This is a genomic window from Tsuneonella suprasediminis (assembly GCF_003605755.1).
Taxonomy (GTDB): domain Bacteria; phylum Pseudomonadota; class Alphaproteobacteria; order Sphingomonadales; family Sphingomonadaceae; genus Tsuneonella; species Tsuneonella suprasediminis.
Window position 1 is genome coordinate 166755 of record NZ_RAHJ01000021.1, and the last position, 17554, is coordinate 184308.

Consider the following 17554-nt stretch of genomic DNA (forward strand, 5'->3'; position numbering starts at 1 on the left):
ATCAGCGCCGCCGCCCGCGATAGGGTTCGCAGGCGATGCCATCGTTATCGCCATCCATTTCCGGGCGATACCCCGGTTGCCCGCGATAAATCGGCGCGGCCCCGGCGACCCACGCCTCGCGGCAATTGCGATAATAGACCTGTGATCGTGCCGGACGTTCTGCCGCGACAGGCGCGCGCGGTTTGGGCGGGGCAAACTCCCTCGGGTGCGCGGCGCGATAATCCGCCGGGGTCTGGAATTCAGAGCTCCAGATGCCTGCCTTCATCGCCTTCGCCACTGTTTCAGGTGCGGTGTAAGCATCGCTGAACTGCGGCAGGGCAATCGCCATTCCGGCCCGGACTATCATTTCCGCCAGATCGCGATTGCCGACAGTGCATTTCGCCACCATCCGGCCATATCGGTCGATCGTGACTTGTCGGCACGATACCTCCTTGCCGTCGATCAGTCGCGCCAGAACCGCGGTCGCTTCCTGACCGCAAGCCCATGCCTCGCCCGCCCGTGTGCAGGTCTGCGATTTTTCCGGCGCATCGATGCCGAACAGGCGCACACGAGCGCCGGTCATCGCCAGAGTATCCCCGTCGACCGCCGTCGCCGGGCCACGGATAACAGCCGCCTGCGCCAGCGAAGGCCAGCCCAGCGACAGGCAAATGAATAGCAGCGAAGCACGCGAATAACTCATCAGGCCGAGTTATCGCGGGGGTCTTAATTATCGGTTTTCAAGCGCCAGTCGGGTGATGGCGGACCCCGCTTTCCTACAGGCCACCGGTTATGCCACAAATCATCGCATGAACCGGCCCCAACCCCTTGGCATATCTTATGAAAATTCCGTCCGGGGAAGGCAGGTTTTTCTCGCTCTGGACAGTGTAACATGCGGTCCATGTCTCTGCCCTGACAGGCAGGATTCAGTCCATGTGCTTGAGGCCGACACGCAGGTAATCCCACCCGGTAATCAATGTCAGCACCGCCGCCGCCCACAGGCAGGTCAGGCCGGTCAGATGGATCCAGTTGTTCGTCAGCGTGCCGCACACATCATACACCGAATGGCACGGCGGCCCGTTGACCGCGCCGCCCAGTATCAGCGCGCCCAGACTGATGAGCTGAAACGTCGTCTTCCACTTGGCCAGTTTCGACACCGGGACCGACACCTGAATCCCACCAAGGAATTCACGCAGGCCCGACACGGCGATTTCGCGGATCAGGATAATCAGCCCGGCGATCACATGCAGATCCCCGACATACGGCCCGCGCATGTATCCCTGCGCCGCCAGCACCAGAATGACCGCGGCCACCATGATCTTGTCCGCAATCGGATCGAGGAAGATGCCCAGCTTGCTGACAGTGCCCTGCGCCCGCGCCAGATAGCCATCGAGATAATCGGTAAAGGCGATGATGCAGTACACCACAAAGCCCAAGGCATAGCCAAAGTGCCAGTCCGGCCACCACAGCAGGAACGCCAGCAACGGCACCGCAAGAATGCGCGACAGCGTGAGGATGTTGGGCAGCGTAAGCATCGGCGCGATCGGTTCCCCCTTACCAGTTCCCCTGCCCTAGCTGAATGTCAGGTTGGGAAAAACCCACCTTCGCCCTCACCTTTGCCCTTGTCCGGTTCGCATCATCGGCTAGAGCCGCAAACGACCACGGCAGCAACCGGCAGGATCGATGACAGTTTCGACACATCTCGTGCGTACGCGGCGCTTCCTGCCGTTGTTCGTGACCCAGCTGCTCAATGCTTTCAACGACAACCTGTTCAAGACCGCGATGGTCCTGTTCGTCGTCTATTCGCTGTATTCCTCCCCCGAAGCGGAAGGGATGTTTTCCGCAGTGGCATCGGCGCTGTTCATCCTGCCGTTCTTCCTGTTTTCCGCACTGGCGGGGCAACTTGCCGATATGCGCGACAAGGCGCGGATCATCCGCGTGGTGAAGGCTGCGGAGATTGCCATCATGCTGGTGGGCGGGATGGGCCTCGTTATCGCGTGGCAAGATGTGGAATGCGCCAAAACCGCCGCAGCGGCCAGCGCGCAGTGCTTCGTCACGCCTCCTTCGCTGATCGCATCGCTCTCTATCCCGCTGATGTTAGCGGCGCTGTTCGCGATGGGGGTCCATTCAACCTTCTTCGGCCCGATCAAATACGCGATCCTGCCGCAGCATCTGAAAGACAACGAAGTGCTGGCGGGCACCGGGCTGGTCGAGGCCGGCACCTATATCGCGATCCTGTTCGGCACCATTCTGGCGGGCTGGATACCGGTGGAAGCGGCCGCAGCGGGCGTCGTGCTGACAGCTATCGTCGGCTATATGGTATCGCGCAAAGTCCCGTCGGCACCCGCGCAGGGAGCTGTCGAACCGCTCGATTTCCACCTGATCCGCAGTTCGGTATCGCTGGTGCGCCAGACCATGCAAGACCGGCGTGTGTTTCTCGCGATCATGGCGATCAGCTTCTTCTGGACCATCGGCGCAGTGCTGTTCATCGTTTTCCCGCCATTGGCCAAGAATGTGCTGACCGCCAGCAAGGAAGTGGCCAGCCTGTTCCTGGTGATCTTCTCTGTCGGGGTGGCCATCGGCTCGGTATCGGTCAACGCGCTGCTCAAGGGCAAAGTATCGGCGCGCTATTCCCCGGCATCGGTGATAGTCATGGGCCTGTTCGTGCTGGCGTTCTTCTTCGTGTGCGAGGCATGGACACCCGAACCTGCGGGCACGCTGATGGATGTGCCCACGTTCGTCACACATGCGATGGCTGTGCCGCTGCTGCTATGCCTGTTGGGTATTGCCATTGCTGGGGGGATGTTCGTGGTTCCGCTCTATGCGTTTCTCACCACTTTCGTACCCAAGACGCAGACCGCCCGCACCATCGCGGCGAACAACATAGTCAATTCAGGGGCAATGGTGATTGGATCGCTGCTTGCCACCGGGCTGAGCGCGGCGGGGCTGGACATCCTGCACCATCTGCTGCTGGCCGCGGCGATGTGCATCTATTCCGCATGGCTGGGCTGGAAACTGTACAAGGCGGAACAGCCTCCGCTCGATGTAAAGGCCTGAAGGCGACCCGCCTACATGAAGAAGACGAGCACCATCGCAAAACAGGCAAGATAGGTGGCTCCGAACGTGCTGACATCTCCGCGTGTCAGCGCCCAGCTCTCAGTCCGGTTCAATCGCACCGGGTCCGATTCGGTTTGCCTGAAGACATGCGGTGGCAGGCTGGCCCGGAACGGGTGCCGCGCGAAATCGCTGGTCAGGACAAGAGAGCGCCGCTTCATCATGCTGTCTTAACTAAATAGTAACCATATTGCTCCCGTAAATTCAACGGTGTCGCGAGTTGGGACATTAGCCCGATTGCCCGACCCCGCACCCCTCGCTAAACCCCGATCATGACCACCAGCCAAACCTCCACCACCGCCGCCCGCCTGCTCGTCGATTGCCTGCGTGTGCAGGGGTGCGACCGCGCTTTCACCGTTCCGGGGGAAAGCTTCCTGCAAGTGCTCGATGCTCTGCATGATTGCGAAGAGATCGATCTCGTCACCTGCCGTCAGGAAGGCGGCGTTGCATTCATGGCCTGTGCCGATGGCACGATGACGGGGCGGCCCGGTGTGGCCTTCGTCACCCGCGGGCCGGGGGCGACCAATGCCAGCATCGGGGTGCACGTGGCGCATCAGGATTCGCAGCCGATGATCCTGTTCGTGGGCGACGTCGATCGTGGAATGCGCGACCGGGAGGGATTTCAGGAGGTCGATTTTCAGGCATTCTTCGGCCCCATCTGCAAATGGGCCGCGCGGATCGACGATGCATCGCGCATCCCCGAATATATCGCTCGCGCATGGTCAGTCGCGATGTCGGGCCGCCCCGGCCCGATTGTCCTCGCCTTGCCCGAAGACATGTTGTGGGACGAGACGACCGCCGCGCCCCGCCCTTCTGTCACGCGTCCGGCTCAGCCGCCCTGCCCGGATTCGCTACAGGCGCTCAACGCTCTGATTGCCGATGCCGCATCGCCGGTGGCAATCGTTGGCGGTGCAAGCTGGAATGCCAAGGCGCGCGAATACTTCGCGCAATGGGCCGAACGGATCGGTTTGCCGGTGGCTACAGCATTCCGGCGGCAGGATGCCATTCCGCCTTCCAGCCCGGTGTACGCGGGCAATCTTGGCTATGGCCCCAATCCCAAACTCGTCGAACGGGTAAAAAATGCGGACCTGATCGTCGCGGTCGGCGCACGTTTGGGTGAAGCGACCACCGATGGCTATACCCTACCCACACCAGAACATCCCGGCCAGTTGCTCGTTCACATCCACCCCGACCCCAACGAACTGGGCCGCGTCTATCGCACCGATCTGGCGATCTGCGCCGATATGGCCGAATTCGCGGAAAGCGCGGCGCTGTGGGACGATGGCGATACCATCCCGTTCGATGCCGGGGCCGATGCCCACGCCGAATGGGTCGAATGGTCGACGCCCAGGCCGGGCGAATATGCACTCGATCTCGCCACTTGCGTGGGGTTCATGCGCGATACGCTGCCCGGCGATACGGTGATCTGCAACGGCGCGGGCAACTTTTCCGGGTGGTGGCATCGGTATTGGCGATACGATGGCTTCCCCACGCAACTGGCCCCCACTGCCGGGGCGATGGGCTATGGCGTGCCAGCCGCCGTTGCCGCCGCGCGCCGCTTCCCCGAACGCACTGTGGTTGCGCTGGCTGGCGACGGCGACTTCCTGATGAACGGGCAGGAGCTGGCGACCGCGGTCCAGCACGGCTGCGATATGCTGGTGATCCTCGTCGATAACGGCGCATACGGCACGATCCGTATGCATCAGGAGCGGGAGTTCCCCGGTCGCGTTTCCGGCACGAAACTGGTCAATCCCGACTTTGCCGCTCTGGCAAATGCCTTTGGCTGCTGGTCAGCGCGGGTCGAAACCACAGAGGAATTCAGATCGGCTCTCATCGATGCAACGGGTCGCAAAGGTGTGCGCTTGCTGCATTGCCTTATCGAGGTGGAGCAGTTGGCTGCCAGCGGTGCGACCGTTTCAGGGCTTCGCGCCAAGGCCAGGGCATAGGGTCAGCGACATAGAAAAAGGGCCGCCCTGTTGCAGAGCGGCCCTTTCCAAATCTGTAGGCGCAATCAGACCTTGTCGCCGAGCGCACCCTTCACTTCGCCCTTCACCTGCTGGGCTTCGCCCTTCAGTTCCTGAGCGCGACCTTCGGCGCGGGTGTCGGGATTGCCGCTCTGCTGTTTGACGTTACCGATCGCTTCGTTGGCAATGCCTTTTGCCTTGTCCTTGAGTTCGCCCATGGCGTGCCTCCATCGTTGGTTCTGGCGACAGCACAATTGCCGTCGTTTCACCTCACCAACGGGCAAACCGATTGGCAAGTTCCCGCTTTAAGCGCTTGCCATAGAAAGAATTTTCTCCCACTCATCTGGCCGCACCTCAGCCACGGACAGGCGCGAAAGACGGACCAGTTCGGTCTCGCCAAGCGTTGGTTCGGATTTGATCTGTTTAAGCGTCACGGGCTTGGGCAGTTTCTCCACCGGCTTCACTTTCACAGCCGCCCATTTGCCCTCCGGATCGGTCGGATCGGTGATCCCGGCCACGGAAATTTCGACGATCCCGACGATCTCTTTGCCGATGTTCGAATGATAGAAAAATGCCCGGTCGCCCACTTCCATTGCGGCGAGGTTGTTTTTCGCACGATGGTTGCGAACGCCGTCCCAGGTGCCTTCGCCCTCAGCAACGAGATCGTCCCAACTGTAGGCATCGGGTTCGGACTTCATCAGCCAGTATCGGGCCACGCTCATTTCCTTTCCATCATTCGTACCGTCGGACTGCAGGAAACTGCTTTCCGGGCGCTTAACACTATTTTCAAACACATAAGCGATAGGTGGTCTACCTCAACGCGAGGGTCGCACTTTGCACCCCGGAAGGAGTAAATGTCTCAGGTCGTCAATCAACCGGCCAATACAGTGGCCAGCGCCGAACGCGATCCGGTCGCGCTGGGCATCGCGGTATCGGCAATCATTTTGTTTGTCGCCACAGGAGGCATGGTCCTGCCACAGGTCATGCGTTCATGGAACGGTGCGGGCACAGCGCCCGATCCGATGCTGGTGTCGACGCTCCTGCTCAATATCGCTTTGGTCATTTTCGGATGGCGGCGATATTCGGAACTGACTGCCGAGATTTCAGAGCGCCGTAAGGCTGAGACGCTTGCCCTGCACCTGGCAGAAATCGATCCGCTGACAGGCACACTCAACCGGCGCTCCATCGCCAAAGCAACCAGTGAATTGATGGCCAGCACCGCTGCGGAAGGGCGGGCGCTGGCATTCATCGTCCTCGATCTCGATAACTTCAAATCGATCAACGATTACAACGGGCACAAGGCAGGCGATCTCCTGCTCCAGACGACAGCGAAGCGCATCGAGGCATTGCTTCCTCCCAACGGCCTTGTGGCCCGCCTCGGCGGGGATGAATTTGCATGTGTCGTCCCGTTCGATCCCAATAGTCCCGACCAGATCGATCAGATGGCGACATTGCTGATCGAACGCACAGCGCAACCAATCGATTACGAAGGCGCCTCGTTAGAGATCACCGTTTCGGTCGGTTTGTCAGCCACGAGTGGCCCGCAGGCCCATCACAAGACTGCCGCCACTGCGACAGATCTGCTGCACTACGCCGATATTGCGATGTTTCATGCCAAAAAACACGGCAAAAACCGGTACTTCTGGTTCGAGCCCGTAATGGAAACCGAACTGCGGTTTCGTGGCGAGATGGAGGGCGGCATTCGCCACGGTATAACCGCGGGCGAATTCGTGCCGTATTACGAACAGCAGATTGATCTGGAAACCGGGAAGCTGGCCGGGTTCGAAATGCTCGCGCGCTGGAATTCCCCGACATTCGGGCTTGTGCGGCCTGACGTCTTCATCCCGATTGCAGAGGAAATCGGCCTGATTTCCCCGCTGAGTGAATCGCTCATCGAGCAGGCGTTGCAGGATGCCAAAACGTGGGATCCCAGCCTGACCCTTTCGGTCAACATCTCCCCGGTGCAGTTACGCGATCCGTGGTTTTCCCAACGCATTCTCAAGTTGTTGGTTAAGCATAACTTCCCGCCTCAGCGGCTCGATATCGAAATCACCGAAAGCTGCCTGCACGAAAATGTCGGGGTGGTGCGCTCGATGATTACCAGCCTGAAAAATCAGGGCGTCACCATCAGTCTGGACGATTTCGGCACGGGCTATTCAAGTTTGGCCCAGCTTCGCTCTCTGCCGTTTGACCGGATCAAGATCGATCGCAGCTTCGTAACCGAACTGAAGGATGCGAATGCCAGCGCCAAGATCATTCGCGCGATCATTTCGCTGGGTGACGGGCTGGAAATGCCGATCACTGCCGAAGGGATCGAGGATACCAACATTCTCAATACCCTGAAAGCGATGGGGCGGCTCAAAGGTCAGGGCTATCTGTATGGGAAGCCTGAAGACGCGTCGAGCGTACATCAGCGTCTTGAACGCGAGAACCTTCTGATGCCCAGGAACCGTCCCGACGATGCCGAGAGCGACAGCAGCACAGGCGAACATCGTCGGGCCGTGTGACCCGTGCCACTGGACGGGCGGCGCAGGGGCGCATAAACGCGCTCAACCATGCGTATTCCTTTCACCAAGATGCACGGTCTGGGCAATGACTTCGTCGTGCTCGACGCGCGCATCGATGCCCTGCCACCCCTCGGCCCGGCCACCGCAGCGGCCATTTCCGACCGGCGTACCGGCATCGGTTGCGATCAGCTGATCGTACTTCAACCATCCGACGTGGCCGATTTCCAAATGCGGATTTTCAATGCCGACGGCGGCGAAGTGGAAGCCTGCGGCAATGCCAGCCGAGCGGTCGCCTTGCTGCATGGCTCCAAAGCCAGCGTCGAAACCGGTGGCGGCATCATCGCGGTGGAACCAATGGGTGACGGTGCCCGGATCGATATGGGCACACCCCGTTTCGAGTGGGATGCCATTCCGCTGGCCTATGCGATGGATACACTCACTATGCCCGTGGCGTGGGAAAATCTCGAAAATCCCTGCGCCGTGAACGTCGGCAATCCGCATGTGATCTTCTTCGTCGAAGACGGCACGGCGATCCCATTGGAGCGTTTGGGACCGGAAATCGAATGCGATGCGCTGTTTCCCGAACGGATCAACGTCAACGTCGCGCAAGTCACCGGCCCCGCGTCGATCGATCTTCGGGTGTGGGAACGCGGCAGCGGGCTGACCCGCGCGTGCGGCACCGGTGCCTGTGCCACCGCCGTGGCGGCGATCCGCCGGGGGCTGGTCAGCGGGCGGCAGGTCACAGTTACCTTGCCGGGCGGCCCACTCGACATCGAATGGACCGAAGCAGGCCGCATTCTGATGACCGGCCCTGCCACCACCAGCTTTATCGGCAGTTTCGAATGGACCGACTACGCATGAGCGCAGTCGAAGTCGTCTCGCTTGGCTGCCGCCTGAATCTTTCGGAAAGCGAGCGCATCCGCGCCTTGCTGGCGAACGAACCGCGTGAAACAGTGGTCGTCAATTCCTGCGCCGTCACCAGCGAAGCGGTGCGGCAAACACGTCAGGCGATCCGCCGTGCGCGCCGCGAACGGCCCGATGCCCGCCTGATCGTGACCGGTTGCGCGGCAGAGGTGGAGCGCGATCAGATTGCCGCCATGCCAGAGGTGGACGGCCTGATCGCCAATGCCGCCAAGCTCGACGCGCGGGCATGGAATGCCCCCGCCGACACTGCACCGACCCCGCGCCAGCACAGCCGCGCGTTTATCGCAGTGCAGAACGGCTGCGATCATGCCTGCACATTCTGCGTCATCCCGCAGGGACGCGGGCCAAGCCAGTCTCTTGCCGTTCCACAAGTCCTGCGCCTGATCGAACACGATCTGACATCGGGCGCGCGCGAAGTCGTGCTGACCGGGGTGGACCTGACGAGTTGGGGACACGATCTGCCCGATGCCCCCCGCCTTGGCACTTTGGTGCAGGCGATCCTCGATGCCTTTCCGCAAATCCTGCGCCTGCGCCTGTCTTCGGTCGATGGGGTGGAGATCGATCCGCTGCTGGAAGAGCTGCTGGCGCAAGAGGCGCGCGTGATGCCGCATCTGCACCTGTCGTTGCAGCACGGCGACGATCTGATCCTGAAACGGATGAAGCGCCGCCATTTGCGCCGCGATGCGGTGGCTCTGGTGGAACGGTTGAAGGCGCAGCGACCGGACATCGCCATCGGCGCGGATCTGATCGCTGGCTTCCCCACCGAAACGGCGGCTCATCATGCAGCCAACCTATCCATCGTGCGCGAACTGAATATCGTGCACGGCCATATTTTTCCTTATTCCCCCCGCCCCGGCACCCCTGCGGCGCGGATGCCGCAAGTCGAACGGGCGGTGGTAAAAGAACGCGCGGCCAAACTGCGCGAAACAGTTGGTCTGATCCGCAGTAAATGGCTTGCATCAAAGATCGGCAAATCCATAGAAGTTCTTGCCGAACGCGATGGATGCGGCCATGCGCCGGACTTCGCCCGGGTGCGTGTGCCACACGGCACTGCACCCGATACAATCGCAACCGTCACCCCCACCCGGGTTGAGGAAGGCCTTCTGGCATGAACGAACCCAGCTCCCCTTCGTGGACAGAGCGCGTGTTTGGCGGTTTTCGCAAAACATCCGAACGGCTGTCGAATAACCTGACCGGCGTGGTCGGCACGGCCAAACTCGACGATGCGACGCTGGACGATGTCGAAGATGCGCTGATCGTATCCGATCTCGGCCCCGCCGCTGCGCGCCGTATCCGCGATCGGCTGGCGGAAAAGCGTTTCGGACTGGCGATCAGCGAACAGGAATTGCGCGAAGCGGTGGCCGAAGAAATCGCCGCGATCCTGCGCCCGGTGGCGAAACCGTTGGAGATCGTCGCTTTCCCCCGCCCGCAAGTCATTCTGGTGATCGGCGTCAACGGCAGCGGCAAAACCACCACGATCGCCAAGCTGGCGCACTGGCTACAGGAAGACGATTACGGCGTGATGCTGGCGGCAGGCGACACGTTCCGCGCGGCCGCCATTGGCCAGCTGGCCACGTGGGCCGAACGCATCGGTGCGCCAATCGTTCGCGGGCCCGAAGGCGGCGATCCGGCTTCAATCGTGTTCGACGGTGTGAAGGCCGCAACCGAACAGGGGATCGACGCGCTGATCGTCGACACCGCGGGCCGGTTGCAGAACAAGCGCGAACTGATGGACGAACTGGCCAAAATTCGCCGCGTGCTGGGCCGCCTGAACGCAGAGGCGCCGCATGACGTTGTCCTCGTGCTCGACGCCACCAACGGCCAAAACGCATTGAACCAGATTGAAACATTCATGGAAGTGGCCGGTGTAACCGGACTTATTATGACTAAACTCGACGGCACTGCGCGCGGCGGTGTGCTGGTGGCTGCAGCCGAACAGTTCGGCCTGCCGATCCACGCCATTGGCGTTGGCGAAAAACTGGAAGACCTGCGTCCGTTCGATCCCGATCTGGTCGCGCGGGTCATTGCTGGAGTGGCATGATGACCGGCCAACCACCTGAAAAGAAGCCCTCGGGCTGGCTGAACGTCGCGGTCGATTACGGGCCGCTGCTGGTGTTCCTCTCGGTCTATTGGTATTTTGCTCCGGAAGATAAGGAAGACATGGTCGGCGTGTTGCTGGCTGTGGTCCACAGCACCGCTGCCTTCATCGTTGCAGCGGTCGTGGCGCTGGTGCTGTCCAAATGGCTCACTGGCCGGATTTCGCGAATGCTGATGCTGTCGACGGTCCTGATCGTCGGTTTCGGCAGCCTGACGATCCTGTTGCGCGATCCGGTCTATGTGCAGATCAAACCGACGGTACTTTACGTATTTTTCGGCCTTGTCCTCATCGCGGGATGGATGCGCGGCAAAGCCTTGCTGCAATGGCTGCTGGAAGCCGCATTCGAAGGGCTGGACGAAGCGGGCTGGCTCAAGCTGAGCCGGAACTGGGGGGTGTTCTTCCTGTTCCTCGCCGCGCTCAATCAGGGGCTGGTCCATTTCCTCAGCTTTGGCGACTGGCTGTGGGCCAAGCTGTGGGTCTTCATGCCGCTGACGTTCCTGTTCACGTTCAGCCAGATCCCAATGCTGCTGAAGCATGGTCTGGGCGCTGAAGGAGTGATGGAAGAGGAAGAAAACCCGCCGCCTGTGGGTTGATGCCCCATGTGGGGCGCAACTGGATGCGCCCTGCCCTCCACTGACACTGGAACCACAATTCTCCTCACCTGTCGCCCCTGACCTGATCCGGGGCCCAGCTTTTCGTCCAGCGCGGTGCGAGCAGAAGCGGGCCCCCGGCTCAAGGCCGGGGTGACGAAAACGAGAGTATCAGCTTCGTTGCCCGGTTTATAAACCAGCCTGCAACCCCGCCCCCTCTGCCGCTGGGAAGCACAACCCGCGCTTCTCCACCGCGCGAGAAAGCCAACCGGGAAAGCTAGATTTCGACCTGACTGCCCAGTTCGACCACGCGATTGGTCGGCAGGCGGAAGAATTCCATCGCCGTCGCCGCATTACGCAGCATCCATGCGAAAATCTTTTCCCGCCAGATGGACATACCCGGATTCTTCGACGGCAGCAGCGTCTGTCGGCTGAGGAAGAAGCTGGTCTGCATCATATCGAACATGCCACCGCACGCCTCGCACCCTTTCAGCGCGGCGGGCACATCGGTTTCTTCCATAAAGCCATAATGCATCACCATGCGGAAGATGCCGTCGCCCACTTCGTTGATTTCGATCCGCTTGGATGGATCGACGAAAGGCTTGCCCGCAATCTGCACGGTCAGGATCACCACGCGTTCGTGCAGCACTTTGTTGTGTTTGATATTATGCAGCAGCGCGCTGGGCACGCCGCCGGTATTCGATGCCATGAAGATCGCCGTGCCCGGAACCCGGATGGCGGAATTGCGCGCGCTTTTGGCGAAGATTTCGATTGGCAGCGCCACTTCGCTCATCCGTTCGCGCATCAGCTTCCTCCCGCGCGCCCATGTGGTGAGGAAGGTAAAGGCAATCGCGCCGACCAGCAGGGGGAACCAGCCGCCATCGGGCACCTTGGGCAGGTTCGCGCCGAAGAAAGCGCCATCCACCAGGAAGAACACCCCGGCAATCGGGATCGCCATCCACCACCGCCATTTCCACACTGCGATGAACAGCACCGCCATCAGACAGGTATCGATCAGCATCGCCCCTGTCACCGCGATGCCATAAGCGCTGGCGAGGTTGGAGGAGTTGCGGAACGTCAGCACCAGCAGGATGACCGCGACCATCAGTACCCAGTTCACGAACGGGATGTAGATCTGGCCATGTTCGGTTTCGCTGGTGTGCAGGATCGAGAGGCGCGGCACGAAGCCAAGCTGGATCGCCTGTTGCGTGACGGAGAACGCCCCCGAAATCACCGCCTGACTGGCGATGAACGTCGCACAGGTCGCCAGCAGCACGAGCGGCAGGCGATACATATCGGGCGCCATCACGAAGAACGGGTTCTTGATCGCTTCCGCCGCAGCAGCCGCTTCCATATTCAGGATCATCGCGGCCTGCCCGAAATAATTGAGCAGGAGGCACGGCATGACAAAGCCGAACCAACTGATCCGCAGCGGCCCGCGTCCGAAGTGCCCCATGTCGGTATAGAGCGCTTCCGCCCCCGTCACCGCCAGCACCACAGAACCGAGCGCGAGGAAACCCAGCGTCTTGTCGGTCATAAAGAACTGCACGGCGTACCACGGGTTCAGCGCGGCGAGCACGGCCGGATGATCGACGATATGGATGATCCCAAGAAACGCCAGCACGGAGAAATAAGTCAGCATCACCGGCGAAAACAGCTTGCCAATGGTCGTCGTCCCGCGCCGTTGCAGCAGGAACAGCGCGATCAGCAAAGTCAGCGCGATGGGAATGACGAATTCGCCCAGCCGCGCCTCCACCGTGGTCAGGCCTTCCACCGCCGACAGCACCGAAATTGCAGGCGTAATCATACTATCGCCGTAAAACAGCGCAGTCGCGAACACTCCCAGCATGACCGCGACCCAGCCATAACTCGACCGGCCCAGCTTGTTCGAAATCAGCGCCACCAGCGCCAGCGTGCCGCCCTGCCCATTGTTATCAGCGCGCATCAGCACGGTAACGTATTGCAACGACACCACGAATGTCATCGCCCAGAAAATCAGGCTAACGACGCCCAGCAGGTGCAGCGTATCGAGTGTGAGCGGGTGAGGCCCCACGAATGTTTCGCGAAAGGCGTAAATCGGGCTGGTGCCGATATCGCCGAACACGATACCGACAGCACCGACCGCCAGCTTGACCTTGGCACTGACCTTACGATCACCGCTCTGGCCGCTGCCGTCTTCGCTGTCTGCGACCGCCTGACTCATGCGGGTAATACCCCTTCGCCGTTAACCGCGCGCCATGCATACATGACGAAAGGAGCGGCGCTTATCACCACTCCCATATGCCCGCAATGCAGCGACTCGACAGCATTTTTCGACCGGATCACTCCGTCGGCTTTCCACTGTTCATCCGCGCAATCAATGCATCGAGCATATTGAGCCTTTGTTGCAACTGTTCGCGCCATTCCGCATCGGCGGGTGCCCGTGCGATCATATCGGCCCAAAGCGCACGTGCATCGGCCAGATCGCCGCCGCGAATCATCGCCACACCAAGGAAAAATCCCGGCCCCGGACTATCGGGTTCCAGCTTGCGTGCCTGAGCATAGGCATAGAGCGCCGCCGGGGTCAGTCGCCCGTCGGCATGTTGCACCAGAGCATTGCCCAGTGCGATCCACGCCTCCGTATCCTTCGGATCGGCATCGACGCCCGATCGCAGAATGCCTGCCGCGGTGGTGAATTGCCCCTGACGGGCAAAACCATCGGCCATCGTGACATAGCTGCTGGGCGGGTTCGTCCCGAATAGCGAACGGCGCGCTTCCACCAGTGCCCCGCCCGTCTGGTCGGGATCGTCGACGGCAGCGCGCGGCGACCCGCCGAAACCGGGCGAACCCTGCAAAGCATAGCCCGCGAGCCCAAACACCAACGCCGCGGCAAACAGCGTCCATGCCGAACGCGGCAGGCGCAGTACGACAATCGCAAAGCCCAGCGCCAGCACCGCCAGCAATATGATCGGCAGGTAAGTCATCCGCGCTTGCCCCCCAGCCGCCGCCACAGCACCGCAGCAGCGATCAGCAACAATATCAGCGGCCCGGCAAACAGCGGCCAGGTCGTTTCGCTCACTTCGGGTTTATAGCTGACGTAATCGCCATAACGGTCCATCAGCCAGCGGCGAATCGCCTCCGGGCTTTCACCGGCGGCGATGCGCTGGCGCACTTCGCTCCGCATATCGCCTGCCATCGAGGCATCCGAATCGGCAATCGACTGGCTCTGGCACTTGAGGCAACGCAAGGTTTCCATCAGCGCCTGCGCCTTGGCCTCCTGCGCCGGATCGTCGAGCTGGCGATAGGCATAGGGCGCGGGTGGCAGATCGTCCTGCGCCATCGCTGGCTGTGCCAGTGGCGCGAGATGAGCCAGCAGCACCAGCGCAAGCACAATCGCGGACAGCTTGCGAATCATCGTTTCGCCTCTTCCAGCTTGCTGAGCAGCAGCTTCACATCTTCAGGGCGCACGTCTCCGATATGCTGATACCGGATCACCCCGTTGCCATCGACCACGAAAGTTTCAGGCACACCCGAACTGCCGATGGAAAGCTGCACTTTGCTCAGATCGTCGCGCCCGATGCGGGCATAAGGATTACCGTAACGGTCCAGAAACGCGGCGACATCTTCAGGCCGGTCGCGAATCGCCACCCCTACGATGGTCGCCCCCGCTTCCTGCAAACGCGCCAGTTGCGGCGCCTCTGCCGCGCAGGGGATGCACCAGCTGGCCCAGATATTCAGCAGCTTGGGCTTGCCATCTTTAAGGTTGGCGGTCGACAGGCCGGGCCGGTCCCCGACAGCGGAGGGCAAATCGAACGCGGGCACTTCCTTGCCGATCATCGCGCTGTGCACGAAATCGTCTCTCGGCCGGGTTAGCTGCCATGCGGCAACTCCGATGAAGGCGACGAACACCGCCAGCGGCAGAAAATAGCGCCAGTGCTTCATGCGCTCGCCTCCGACCGGCGCTCGACCGCCTTACGCATCACCCGCCGCCGCCGCAGATCGGTATAGACCCGGCCGATCAGCGCCAGTGCGCCGCCCAGTGCCACCATCATCCCGCCGATCCAGATCAGCGTGACGAGCGGTTTCCACCACAGCCGCAACTGCCAGCGCCCTTCACCCGCTTCGCGCCCCAGCACGGCGTAGAGCTGCCCGTTCCAGCGGGTAATCAGCGCGCTTTCATTGGTTTCCTGTGGTGGGGACCAGAAATTGCGGGACTGCGGATCGATAATCACCGGCTTACCGCCGCGATAGCTGGCCTCCAGCACCCCTTCCAGCGCGGTCCAGTTCGGTCCCGCGACCGGATCGATCCGGTCCAGCTTGATCGTCCACGGGCCAACTTGCGTCGTATCGCCCACTTTCACCGCTGCCAGCTTCTCCTGCGTGAAGGCGGTTTCGCTCGCCATGCCGAGCAGTGACACGCCGATGCCCAGGTGCGCGATCACCATGCCCCATGTCGCCAGCGGCAACAGGCGCAGCTTGCGCCCGCGCAACGGCATAACACTGGCCACGATCACCACCACCGCCAGCGCGATGCCCAGAGTGGGCAACACAGCGATCCCCGCGAATGCGACCACCCCGGCCAGTGTCACCAGACCCAGCACCGCGATCAGGATCAGTTCGGGCCGGATCCGCTTCGCATTGTCGTGCCGCCAGCGCAGCAGCGGGCCGACCGCCATCACCAACAGCATCGGTAGCGCGAAAATCGCGGATACCGGATTGAAATACGGTGGCCCCACCGAAACCCGCACGTCGAACGCTTCAGTCAGCAACGGATAGAGTGTGCCGAGCAGGACCACGCCGAGAATGGCGGATAGCATCACGTTGTTGACCACCAGCGCGCCTTCGCGGCTGACGAGAGAGAAACGCTCCCCTTCGGTCACGCTGCCCGCCCGCACTGCGAACACCAGCAGCGCGCCGCCGATATAAATCGCCAGCAGAGCCAGCAGAAAGCTGCCACGTTCAGGATCGACCGCGAAGGCATGAACACTGGTGAGAATGCCTGAGCGGACGAGGAACGTGCCCACCATGCTCATCGAAAAAGCGACCACGCCCAGCATGATGGTCCACGCCCGCAATGCGTCGCGCGCGGCCAGCACGCTGACTGAATGGAGCAATGCCGTCGCCGCCAGCCAGGGCATCAGGCTGGCGTTCTCGACCGGATCCCAGAACCACCAGCCGCCCCAGCCCAGTTCGTAATAGGCCCAGTAAGACCCAGCGGTGATCCCCACTGTCAGGAAAATCCACGCTCCCAAGACCCACGGGCGCATCGCGCGGGCGAAGTCCGGCGTCACCTGCCGGGTCAGCAGCGCGCCCACTGCGAAACTGAACGCGACCGACAGCCCGACATATCCGAAATATAGCGTCGGCGGATGGAACGCGAGGCCGATGTCCTGCAACAGCGGGTTCAGCCCCATCCCTTCCAGCGCGGGCGGGTCCAGTCGTTCGAACGGGTTCGAACTGAACAGCAGGAAGGCATAAAAGCCCAGCCCCACGAATGCCTGCGCCGCCAGCGTCGCCATCATCGTGCGTTCGGGCAGCCGCCGCTCGATCAATGCGATCAGCGCACCCGCCATTGCCATCACCGTGACCCACAGCAGCATCGATCCTTCATGGTTGCCCCATGTTCCGGCGATCTTGAAGATCATCGGCTTCATCGAATGCGAATTCATCGCCACAAGTTTCACTGACAGGTCAGTTCGGGCAAATAACCAGGTGAGTATCAGGAAAGAAAGCGCACATAACACGCCCTGCATCGCCGCTGCAGGCCTAACTATCTGCGAAAACTCGGCTTTCTCCGCACTTTTGAAGGTGAAGATGGTGCCAAATACGAGTTGAAGCACAGCCAGCGCGGCTGCGAGCCAGAGCGCGGCAAGGCCAAGTTCTGCAATCACTTGAATGCCTTACTCATTTAGTGGTTTCTTCAATGGCCGCCTGCTTCTGCGCCGCGGTCATATCCTGCAATTCACGCGGAATATAGTTTTCGTCATGCTTGGCCAGCAGGGTGTCTGCCCTGAACGTTCCGTTCGCCAGCATCCGTCCTTCGGCGACAACGCCCGACCCTTCCTGAAAAAGATCGGGCACTATCCCCTTGTATTCAACCGGAACTCTCGCATCGCCATCACCCACGACGAAATCGATCGTCACACCATCGGGCTTGGTCACCAGCGATCCCGTCTCGACCATTCCGCCCAGCCGAACCGCCTGCCCCGCGGGTGGCGGATCGCTCACTATCTCACTGGGAACATAGAAGAAACTGGCCTGATTGCGGAGCGCCCAGGTGGCGATAAGGGCTGCCGCCACCAATGCCACAACCGCCACGACAACTAGTGCAAGTCGTTGATGCTTCGCCTTTTTCAGCGGATGAGAAGTGGCTCCCTCGGTCATTTGCGCCGTACCTCCTCG

The 17554-nt window shown here is 61.3% G+C and carries 18 protein-coding genes; 7 read left to right on the forward strand and 11 right to left on the reverse strand.

The window, feature by feature from the left end:
• Position 1: 1 nt before the first annotated feature.
• A complete protein-coding gene (locus tag D6858_RS13795; RefSeq protein ID WP_120111752.1) occupies positions 2-679 on the reverse strand; it encodes a thermonuclease family protein in 678 nt (225 codons plus the stop codon).
• A gap of 223 nt (positions 680-902) precedes the next feature.
• Positions 903-1511 carry a CDP-diacylglycerol--glycerol-3-phosphate 3-phosphatidyltransferase gene (gene pgsA, locus D6858_RS13800; protein ID WP_120111756.1) on the reverse strand — a complete coding sequence of 203 codons (609 nt, stop codon included), beginning with the start codon at positions 1509-1511 and terminating at the stop codon, positions 903-905.
• 148 nt (positions 1512-1659) lie between these two features.
• On the opposite strand from pgsA, the gene D6858_RS13805 reads away from it, so the two are divergent.
• Positions 1660-3033 (forward strand): MFS transporter, encoded by a 1374-nt coding sequence (locus D6858_RS13805; RefSeq protein WP_120111759.1) that lies wholly within the window; start codon positions 1660-1662, stop codon positions 3031-3033.
• A gap of 11 nt (positions 3034-3044) precedes the next feature.
• On the opposite strand, the gene D6858_RS13810 is transcribed toward D6858_RS13805, so the two are convergent.
• Positions 3045-3254, reverse strand: a complete 210-nt coding sequence (locus tag D6858_RS13810) for a hypothetical protein (protein ID WP_120111762.1) — start codon at positions 3252-3254, stop codon at positions 3045-3047.
• Between the two features lie 108 nt (positions 3255-3362).
• Here D6858_RS13810 and D6858_RS13815 point away from each other — a divergent pair, with 108 nt between their 5' ends.
• Entirely contained in the window at positions 3363-5036 is a 1674-nt protein-coding gene (locus D6858_RS13815; RefSeq protein WP_120111765.1) for a thiamine pyrophosphate-binding protein, read from the forward strand.
• Positions 5037-5101: 65 nt separating this feature from the next.
• On the opposite strand, the gene D6858_RS13820 is transcribed toward D6858_RS13815, so the two are convergent.
• The gene (locus tag D6858_RS13820) at positions 5102-5272 is read right to left on the reverse strand and encodes a CsbD family protein (RefSeq protein WP_120111769.1); all 171 of its coding nucleotides are present in this window, start codon (positions 5270-5272) and stop codon (positions 5102-5104) included.
• An 87-nt stretch (positions 5273-5359) separates the two neighbouring features.
• Positions 5360-5776, reverse strand: coding sequence for an EVE domain-containing protein (locus tag D6858_RS13825; protein WP_120111969.1), 417 nt, complete (start codon positions 5774-5776; stop codon positions 5360-5362).
• Positions 5777-5908: 132 nt separating this feature from the next.
• On the opposite strand from D6858_RS13825, the gene D6858_RS13830 reads away from it, so the two are divergent.
• Genes D6858_RS13830 through D6858_RS13850 form a run of 5 tightly spaced genes read left to right on the forward strand, consistent with a single transcriptional unit; the run spans position 5909 to position 11176 of the window.
• On the forward strand, positions 5909-7561 hold the full coding sequence (locus tag D6858_RS13830; protein ID WP_120111772.1) for a putative bifunctional diguanylate cyclase/phosphodiesterase: 1653 nt from the start codon (positions 5909-5911) through the stop codon (positions 7559-7561).
• Between the two features lie 48 nt (positions 7562-7609).
• Positions 7610-8422, forward strand: a complete 813-nt coding sequence (gene dapF / locus D6858_RS13835) for a diaminopimelate epimerase (RefSeq protein WP_120111777.1) — start codon at positions 7610-7612, stop codon at positions 8420-8422.
• Complete coding sequence (locus tag D6858_RS13840; RefSeq protein WP_120111781.1) at positions 8419-9597, forward strand: MiaB/RimO family radical SAM methylthiotransferase; 1179 nt, start codon at positions 8419-8421, stop codon at positions 9595-9597. The genes dapF and D6858_RS13840 overlap by 4 nt, the downstream gene beginning before the upstream one ends.
• A complete protein-coding gene (gene ftsY / locus D6858_RS13845; protein WP_120111785.1) occupies positions 9594-10526 on the forward strand; it encodes a signal recognition particle-docking protein FtsY in 933 nt (310 codons plus the stop codon). The genes D6858_RS13840 and ftsY overlap by 4 nt, the downstream gene beginning before the upstream one ends.
• On the forward strand, positions 10526-11176 hold the full coding sequence (locus D6858_RS13850; RefSeq protein WP_120111973.1) for an inner membrane-spanning protein YciB: 651 nt from the start codon (positions 10526-10528) through the stop codon (positions 11174-11176). The genes ftsY and D6858_RS13850 overlap by 1 nt, the downstream gene beginning before the upstream one ends.
• 274 nt (positions 11177-11450) lie before the next feature.
• On the opposite strand, the gene D6858_RS13855 is transcribed toward D6858_RS13850, so the two are convergent.
• The 6 genes from D6858_RS13855 to ccmE all read right to left on the reverse strand — a co-directional run bounded on the left by D6858_RS13855 (position 11451) and on the right by ccmE (position 17536).
• Positions 11451-13385 (reverse strand): potassium transporter Kup, encoded by a 1935-nt coding sequence (locus D6858_RS13855; protein ID WP_420823839.1) that lies wholly within the window; start codon positions 13383-13385, stop codon positions 11451-11453.
• 109 nt (positions 13386-13494) lie between these two features.
• The gene (locus D6858_RS13860; RefSeq protein ID WP_133305299.1) at positions 13495-14136 is read right to left on the reverse strand and encodes a tetratricopeptide repeat protein; all 642 of its coding nucleotides are present in this window, start codon (positions 14134-14136) and stop codon (positions 13495-13497) included.
• Positions 14133-14567 (reverse strand): cytochrome c-type biogenesis protein, encoded by a 435-nt coding sequence (locus D6858_RS13865; protein ID WP_120111794.1) that lies wholly within the window; start codon positions 14565-14567, stop codon positions 14133-14135. The genes D6858_RS13860 and D6858_RS13865 overlap by 4 nt, the downstream gene beginning before the upstream one ends.
• Entirely contained in the window at positions 14564-15094 is a 531-nt protein-coding gene (locus tag D6858_RS13870; RefSeq protein ID WP_120111796.1) for a DsbE family thiol:disulfide interchange protein, read from the reverse strand. The genes D6858_RS13865 and D6858_RS13870 overlap by 4 nt, the downstream gene beginning before the upstream one ends.
• On the reverse strand, positions 15091-17043 hold the full coding sequence (locus D6858_RS13875) for a heme lyase CcmF/NrfE family subunit (protein ID WP_120111799.1): 1953 nt from the start codon (positions 17041-17043) through the stop codon (positions 15091-15093). Before D6858_RS13875 ends, D6858_RS13870 begins: the two co-directional genes overlap by 4 nt.
• Positions 17044-17056: 13 nt before the next feature.
• Positions 17057-17536: a cytochrome c maturation protein CcmE gene (gene ccmE, locus D6858_RS13880; protein WP_120111802.1), complete on the reverse strand. Its 480-nt coding sequence runs from the start codon at positions 17534-17536 to the stop codon at positions 17057-17059.
• Positions 17537-17554: the final 18 nt, after the last annotated feature.